We start from the raw sequence: 7,703 nt of genomic DNA, 5'->3' as shown, positions 1-7,703 counted from the left end.
CTCGGGAAGTAAGGTGCCTTGGCCTCGATGTTCACCTTGGATAAAGCGCTTCATGGGCGATCCCTGCGATGAAATCCTCAGAAATCATAGCAAGGGTTCGCGAAGGCGTTTTTACACACTCTGGGCCGATAGCTGCCCATGACCCGGTATCGATTGCGAGAGAAGCAAAACAAGCATGCTTGCCGGCATCAGCTGGATTTCACTCGGTCCTATGCTCGATATCTTCCCGGGTTGGCATCGTCCAATCCGAGGCTCTTCGTTCGTAAATCGAATCGGCGTGGTTATCTACTTCATAGGTAAATGTCAGCAGGTAAAACGCAAATGCGGTTGCAGCTAGAGCCGCTCTCCCCAAGGGGTTTGCGACACGGTTATATCCCAGCGTCATCGATAGGGGATAGAGCTTTCAGTTTCCACTACGTAATTCCTCTGCAAGCCACTCAATTAGCGCGCGCACCTCAATCCGATCCTCTGCGCCATATTGTCTAAAAATGGATATCGCTTCAGGTAAAGGGACGCTTTCTATGCAAGGTCTCACCAGCATACCGTTATCAATAAGCCTCCCAGCTGTTCGGCGCCACCCCATCGCAATTCCATGCCCCTCGACGGCGGCCTGGAGCATCAAGGGGTAACTATCAAACACGGAGCCCTGAGGATAACCCTCTAATGTCTGCCCAAAGGCCTGGAGCCAGGTATCCCATTCCATCAAGTGCGGTGGCGTGGCGCGATGGTGTAAAAGCGTATGGAGGCGAAGATCGGTAATCCGGAGTGACTGTCGGGCAGTCAGGTAATGAGGACTGCACACAGGAAACACTTCATCAGCAGCGGTGAACGCCAGAGCATGCAAGCCGCTGGGGCGTCCGGTACTTTGTAAGGCAACGTCAAAATGGTCATTGAATTCAGTCAACGGTCGAGTGGATGTCGCGACCTGGATCTCGATTTCCGGGTGTAGCTGGTGAAACATCGAAAGGCGCGGCATCAACCAATAGAACGCTTCGCACAACTGACACAGTAAAACGACACGGTTTTTACGGGGTGATTCACGAAGGGTGACGGCACTGTCGCTGATACTTTGCAATGCGGTGCTCACCACGCGCCCTAGCTCACGCCCCTCCTGCGTCAGGAAGACTGCGCGGTTGCGGCGGCAAAAAAGCTTCAACCCAAGATTTTCTTCAAGCCCACGGATCTGGCGGCTGATCGCCGCTTGAGTGATGTGCAATTCATCGGCAGCCTTCGAAAAGCTTTCCAGTCGTGCAGCCGCTTCAAAGGGCAGCAAACTGGCAAGCGGCGGCAATGACTTCCCAAGCGTATTCATAATCAGACGTTATGCATCCAAGACCGAGAACTCGTTTGTAGCATACCCCTGGCGATGTGCAACATGAGCTGAATACCTCGCGGATATGCCCGATGACCATTGCTCACTCAAACATCATCGCCGGAGTGACCCTTGCCGTGGTCGCGACCCTGAGCTGGGCTCTGAATTTCATAGCCCCCTACGTCACTGGCGCCTACAGCATCTATGACTTGATGGTTATCCGGTTTCTGATCGCGGGTGCGCTGGGCGTGGTTGTCATGGTGCTCTGTCGCGCCCAGCTACGGTGCCTGCGTCGCAATCAGCAATTTCTCGCCGCCGGTCTGGGCGTGATCGGATACCTCGGGTACAGCACCTGCATTGCCGCCGGTGTTATTTTTGGTGGCCCCGTGCTGACTTCAGCGTTCATTGGTATGGTGCCAGTCTTGTTGGCACTGCTCAGCAACGCCACGAAAAAAACGCTTCCATGGCGCAGACTGATGATACCGCTGACATTTTTGACTGGCGGGCTTGTGCTGACGAACATCAGCAGTATCAATCAACCCGTTGCGGGCCACGGGTCGTGGCTGATGGGGTTGATTTTTTCTGTCTGCGCCGTTGTCTTGTGGCTCGCATTCAGCTTGCTGAACCAGAGTGCACTGGAGAAACTCCCGGCCAATGCGTCAGGAGTCTGGACAGGCCTCATGATGGCCGGTGCCGGAATGGGCACCGTGTGCTTGTTACCGGTTGTGCAGACGCTCGACCTTCTCAAGCTGCCAATCCTTGGTTTCAGTATTTCCCTGGCAGGACATCTGTACGTCTGGGGCCTGGTCATTGCGGTGATGTCCTCACTCGCCGGAGCCTGGGCATGGAACGCAGCGTCCCATCGCCTTCCCATGGTGCTTTCTGGACAACTGATATCCCTTGAATCCCTGTTCGCTACATTACTCGGCTTGTTGTTTCAAAGTCGGCTGCCTACACCTTTAGAAGCATCGGGTCTTGCTGCCGTTCTCGCCGGTGTGGTTATGGCTGTTCGTATCATCCTGACTTCGATCGATAACCCACCAGGCACAATAGAAAAACTGACTTCGTTTGCTCCTGATAGTCGTTAACCGGTACTGGAAGTGGTCTGAAGAAGATAACCATAATTGGATTTAGCGACCGTTTTTGTCGATTGCAGCCCTTTGTGATGGGTAGAAATCGGCCAGAAGCAGACATTCACCTGCCAATTTTATGTCCTGCTCCAGATTTTGCTGGACTCTCCCCTATATTAACTATCATTCAGATAAGTTTGGTTGCAGTAGCGCCCCAAAACTTAATCGCCATATTTATGAAGTCATATGTAAACCGCACCCATGATATCGACTGGTTAATACCCTGAATAAAAACAAGCAACACACATGGATAGCGCAGCAATTAAAAGTTTATTGACTTTTTACTCCAACTTACCATTCGTCGTGACGCAGAAAAAAAATTCAACTTTTTCGACAGCGGGTGACTCCCACTAATACAGCCATCAAGGCGGTGGGTATGTTTTTCTGATTGATTGACGTTGGCTGATAGGAGAGAGTAATGAACTACGAAGATCGCGATACCTATGGCATGTACAAAACCAATCTCCTACGAGATACCGGCTCTGAGGAACAGGGGCCTGGCCCCGACCTGATGGGGGCAGACACACTCATTGGAAATGATGTTTATAACCATAATGAAGAAGACTTGGGAGATATTAAGGAAATCATGCTGGATGTGCGTAACGGTAGAGTAAGTTATGCCGTTCTATCCTTTGGTGGCTTTCTTGGCATGGGAGAAAAACTGTTTGCGGTACCCTGGAATGCATTGACCCTTGATACAGTAAATAAACGCTTCATCCTAAACGTAGAGAAAGAACGCTTGGAAAATGCACCAGGTTTTGACAAGGACAATTGGCCTAATATGGCCGACGAGTCTTGGGCAACAGAAATCCATTCTTTCTATGGAACTAAACCCTTCGATTACGATACTGTTCAGAGGCAAAGCATCGACAAAATCTAACTGCCATATCCGAAACGAAGAGTAATGCGCGCCGAACAAACAACGACATATTAAGATTGGTCGTTGGGGGTGCCAAACCCTAAGGCGCGCATTACGGTGAAAAAAGGTTTTGTCGAAGCAACAAGGGCTTAGGGTGGATTCTGCTGACCACCATCGAATCCGGTAGCGCCTCAGCTGGCAAATCAGAAAGGTACTCCTGGATCTGCCGTGCTAGCAAGTCGGTTGGCATCGGTCGCAAAGGTCCATTCCAGGAGTCAGTGCTCCATTGCATATTACTCGAAACGTGACCTCCCGCTTTTGGCCGTTACTTGCCTGTCACGACCGCAGCCGACTGCTGCTGGATGCTAAGAGCCGCCCGAGCTTGTATTAATCCGAGATTATTCATTAGCGATATGCCCGCGAGAGGTCGACTGGCTCACCGGCATTGCCCCACAAGCCCTTAAACCTGAAATGGTTTTTAGATTTCTGTGCCTACCTCTCATCTCAAAAATCATCGATTTTTTGAAATAACACCAGCCATGTATTGATTTAAATCGCGCAGATCTTTAATCCTCCATGAGTACGGCGATAGTTTTACACCATTTTCTCGCAAAGTTTTTGGAATCAAGTCTCCATTGGGACGAAGTATTATCGATGACACAATTACGCCCGGATAATCATTTAATCGTTTTTTGAAAGCAGATGTTGTTAGATTAGGTGTAGGAGGAACGCTTTTATTAGCCAATGGCCCTGTTGCTTTGAGATCTGTTCCGTGGCACATGGCGCATCGCTGTAAATAGAGATTTTTCCCATTAGCATTATCCGCGAAGGATAGTGATGTTTGAATTAGCGCTAAGATTCCTAGCGAAGCGATGAATAATATTTTCATTTTTTTATCTTCCTTGATGGGATCAGCGTCAATTGGACGCGATTTGGTGCGCGGGAAAGATATCAGCCATCGTGTCGGTACACACAGTCAATTTTGATGCCCATTGAATCCACTCGTTTTCCAGGCGCATCCCAGTGACTGTTTCTGGTTGTGGATTCAACCGGTCACGTAGTGCGACTAACGGCCAAAAAGCTCGCTTGCTCAATCTAATGTGAACTGCCTGAACAGCATTAACACGAGTACAACCACACAGTACAGCCCCACCTCCAGCATCGAAGACTCCATGGCATAGTTGATTTCAACATGATGACGATCGTAGTTTGGGGCCTCCCGGAGAAGATGTCCGGACTGGACTCGCTCATCCTGTAGCCCTGCCATACTGTTCAGCATGACCAGTGCAACCTTCCGCTTCTACGAGGAGCTCAACGATTTCCTGCCGGCCGAACGGCGGCGGCAGTCCTTCACTTGCGAGTGCGCACGAGGGGCGACGGTCAAGCACATGATCGAGGCGCTCGGGATCCCGCACACCGAGGTCGAGCTGGTGCTGCTCAACGGCGAGTCGGTAGGCTTCGAACGCGTGATCTTCGACAGTGACCGGTTGGCGGTGTATCCCAAGTTCGAAGCGCTGGACATCAGCCCGCTGCTAAAGGTTCGTGCGCAACCTTTACGGGTGCTGCGCTTCGTCGCTGATGCGCACCTTGGCGGGCTGGCCAATCTGCTGCGCATGAGCGGCTTCGACACCCTCTACGACAATGGCTTCGAGGATAGCGAGATCGCCGAGATCGCAGCGCAGCAAGGACGCATCGTGCTAACCCGCGATCGCGAACTGCTCAAGCGGCGGATCATCAGCCACGGCTGTTACGTGCATGCCCTGAAACCGTCGCTGCAGCTGCGCGAATTGTACGAACGCCTCGACCTGGCGCGTAGCGCGCGGCCATTCAGCCTGTGCCTTCATTGCAACCTGCCGCTGCACGAGATCAGCCCGGAACTGGCCCGACAGCAGGTGCCGCCACGCGTGGGTGCCCTCTATTCGCACTTCCTGCGCTGCGACAACTGCCAAAGGGTTTACTGGGAGGGTTCGCACTGGCGCAGCATGTGTGCACTGCTGGCACCTCTGCTGGACCGATAGCCAAGCGCATCGAGCCGGCTGCGTTGCCGGGGATAACTGGCTTTTGTATCGGGTAGATAACGGCCAACAGCGGCCAATCAAATGTACCCAGGGGATCAGCTCTCAGAAGAAATGATTGAGTCGTGACCGGATTCAGCAGCCAGCTTCAATCGGTCAGCTTTACTGATGTATTTGGACTTGCTTGGCGGTGCCAATTTGGCACTAGCCTTTTTGGCGTGAGCCTTTAATAACTGCTTTATTTTTTTACGACGATTCATATTTTTCTACTCGGTTTTTAAGCTCTTGAATGATATCAGCTTAAAATATTGGACCAGAATGAAACACCCCATCGGTTGCATCCAGCCTTTGGGGTGCAATTCATCAAGCCATCAAGAGCGTCCTACGGAACCTGTGACCGGTAGATTCCCCAGCAATTTGAGCCCGGTACTCTTCACGAAAGCGTCATAGTCCATCGGTCTCTCGATGCGAGTTTCAGCATTGGGTAGTACGTAGGCCCAGGCACGCTTGGACGATGCGTCATAAACCAGCTTGAACAGACGCGTCGGCACCCAGACCTTGTTGTCGCCGATGGTGGTGTGGCCTGAGTCAAAGAGCGGGCCGGTAAAGACAAAAACATTGCCATCGGCTCGCTTGGCAAACTTTCTGACATCGGACTCGACCTTACTCCAGATCTTCCGGTTGTTGGTTGGGTCTTGCGGCACCATGTTCGACAGTGCAAAGGATTGGGCCATTGCATTGGGGTTCGGTGCATCGGCTGCCGGGGATTGATGGCCGCGGTCCACAGCCGGATGTTGGCTACGGTAGTCGCTCAACTCTGCCCGTCCACTCTTGGGAATGCGTGGGTCCGGGTAAAACTGGTTGGTGCGCTCCTCGCCTTTGGCATCCTGCAGTTGGGCGGCATTAAGGCGTTCGACTACTACCAGCGGCGTCTTGCTGGTTTGCGAGTACAGCACTGCAAAGTTGTCGGAACACAGGGCCAGGGGTTTCATTGTTGCAGGCACAGAGGCCATGTTGATCGGTTTCGCAGCCGGGAACAGCTCTGCGCAGCCGTCAAACGATGCCTGTTTCTGTTTGTTTGAATAGAGGCCCAGGGCCGCGTTCTGGCTGACCGAGCCCGAGCGGGATACTTGTTCCTGATGCTGGGTGGGCGGCTTGATGAGATCCAGCAGACCGCGGGCTTCTGCCCCGGTCGAGAGCAAAACAAGGGCCGACAGCCCAACTGCAATTTTGCGTAGGTGCATGCTTTAAATCTTCGAATTGGATTGAGGGATAAACGTACGACGAGTCCCGATTCACGGAACCAGATGGAGGCGGTTGCTGATTAAATTGCGGCAAGCATGCTTTCACTGTCCTTGATCAAAATACCGATGCGGATTCGGTCGGTTCCGAGCAGTACGACTGCTGAAGGTCGTTGCGGGATTTTATTGACCATCACAAGTCACTTTAGTGCTGAGCAGCGTTTACATTCGACTTGCCAATGCTCGTCGAAGAAGCGATCGGTAGAGTACGGCCAGAAGCGGACACTATTGGCTCTGTTAAAGTACCTCTCCGAACACAACTCACGGACGGCTTCATGGAACGATTCCATCCTAGTGGCATTGATGCAGACGGTTATATTCTCACCGTGCCCAATGTCGAGGTGCAGCCACAGTTTCAGGATTTGCTGGCGGATGTTTGCATGACGCTCACTCGGTCGGAACCTCTACTGGACGGGATTTATCTTTATGGCAGCGTCGCTAGAGGCGACGCCGTGCCGGGGGTTTCCGACCTGGATCTAACCCTTGTCCTGCACAGCCCTCCTGCGTCGCAGGATCTGGAAATGCTGGAGTCGAAAAGGCGCACGCTGGAAAGTCGGCATACCGAAGTCATCAAGATTGATTTCGATATCGGTAGCCGTTCTGAAGTATTGGCGGCTGACAATCGATTGAGCTGGGGGTATTGGCTCAAGCATCACTGTCGTTGCTTATGGGGGAATGATCTGACCAAGCGCTTCGACCGGTTCAAGCCGTCGCGTGATATCGCCATTGCCGTAAATGGTGACTTCGAATCCGTACTGACCCGGTATGCCGATCTTATCGATCAAGCGGCGACACCGACGCAATCGCTACGCTTGCAACGCGAAGCCTCGCGCAAACTCATCCGGTCAACTCAAGTACTTCGCTCTGAACAGGACCTGATGTGGCCGCAAACACTGGAAGAGCATGTCGAGCTGTTTGTTCAGCATTACCCGTGTATGAGAATGCAGATCTCTTTTTTCTTGTCCCAGGCAAGGAACCCGTACGCCAAGCCAAAAGAGTTTACGGCTCAGCTGCATAATTTTTTGATCTGGATGGCTTCAGAAACCGGTTGAATCCACAGTCGAAAGCAACCATTCCCCAAACCCC

General features: G+C 52.2%; 8 protein-coding genes. 4 read left to right on the top strand and 4 right to left on the bottom strand.

Features of this window, described 5'->3' with window-relative positions; genetic code table 11:
- Positions 1-403: 403 nt before the first annotated feature.
- Positions 404-1,312 (bottom strand): LysR substrate-binding domain-containing protein, encoded by a 909-nt coding sequence (locus KGB18_RS29715; protein ID WP_123721170.1) that lies wholly within the window; start codon positions 1,310-1,312, stop codon positions 404-406.
- 92 nt (positions 1,313-1,404) lie between these two features.
- On the opposite strand from KGB18_RS29715, the gene KGB18_RS29710 reads away from it, so the two are divergent.
- Entirely contained in the window at positions 1,405-2,400 is a 996-nt protein-coding gene (locus tag KGB18_RS29710; RefSeq protein ID WP_123721169.1) for a DMT family transporter, read from the top strand.
- 460 nt (positions 2,401-2,860) lie between these two features.
- A complete protein-coding gene (locus tag KGB18_RS29705) occupies positions 2,861-3,322 on the top strand; it encodes a PRC-barrel domain-containing protein (protein ID WP_123721168.1) in 462 nt (153 codons plus the stop codon).
- A 490-nt stretch (positions 3,323-3,812) separates the two neighbouring features.
- On the opposite strand, the gene KGB18_RS29700 is transcribed toward KGB18_RS29705, so the two are convergent.
- Positions 3,813-4,190: a c-type cytochrome gene (locus KGB18_RS29700; protein WP_123721167.1), complete on the bottom strand. Its 378-nt coding sequence runs from the start codon at positions 4,188-4,190 to the stop codon at positions 3,813-3,815.
- Positions 4,191-4,578: 388 nt separating this feature from the next.
- Here KGB18_RS29700 and KGB18_RS29695 point away from each other — a divergent pair, with 388 nt between their 5' ends.
- Positions 4,579-5,319 (top strand): Mut7-C ubiquitin/RNAse domain-containing protein, encoded by a 741-nt coding sequence (locus tag KGB18_RS29695; RefSeq protein ID WP_223570963.1) that lies wholly within the window; start codon positions 4,579-4,581, stop codon positions 5,317-5,319.
- Between the two features lie 95 nt (positions 5,320-5,414).
- Here the strand turns inward: KGB18_RS29695 and KGB18_RS29690 are convergent, their stop codons facing one another.
- Together KGB18_RS29690 and KGB18_RS29685 are read right to left on the bottom strand one after the other, a co-directional pair.
- Positions 5,415-5,576, bottom strand: a complete 162-nt coding sequence (locus KGB18_RS29690) for a DUF2986 domain-containing protein (protein WP_080370477.1) — start codon at positions 5,574-5,576, stop codon at positions 5,415-5,417.
- A 111-nt stretch (positions 5,577-5,687) separates the two neighbouring features.
- Positions 5,688-6,560 carry a DNA/RNA non-specific endonuclease gene (locus tag KGB18_RS29685; RefSeq protein WP_123721164.1) on the bottom strand — a complete coding sequence of 291 codons (873 nt, stop codon included), beginning with the start codon at positions 6,558-6,560 and terminating at the stop codon, positions 5,688-5,690.
- 332 nt (positions 6,561-6,892) lie between these two features.
- Between KGB18_RS29685 and KGB18_RS29680 the strand changes: the two genes are divergently transcribed.
- Positions 6,893-7,669 (top strand): nucleotidyltransferase domain-containing protein, encoded by a 777-nt coding sequence (locus KGB18_RS29680; protein WP_123721163.1) that lies wholly within the window; start codon positions 6,893-6,895, stop codon positions 7,667-7,669.
- Positions 7,670-7,703 lie beyond the last annotated feature (34 nt).

This window comes from Pseudomonas sp. BF-R-26 (genome assembly GCF_019947395.1).
Classification (GTDB): domain Bacteria; phylum Pseudomonadota; class Gammaproteobacteria; order Pseudomonadales; family Pseudomonadaceae; genus Aquipseudomonas; species Aquipseudomonas farris.
The sequence above is the reverse complement of the archived record's forward strand: the minus strand, read 5'-3'. Positions and strand labels throughout refer to the sequence as shown.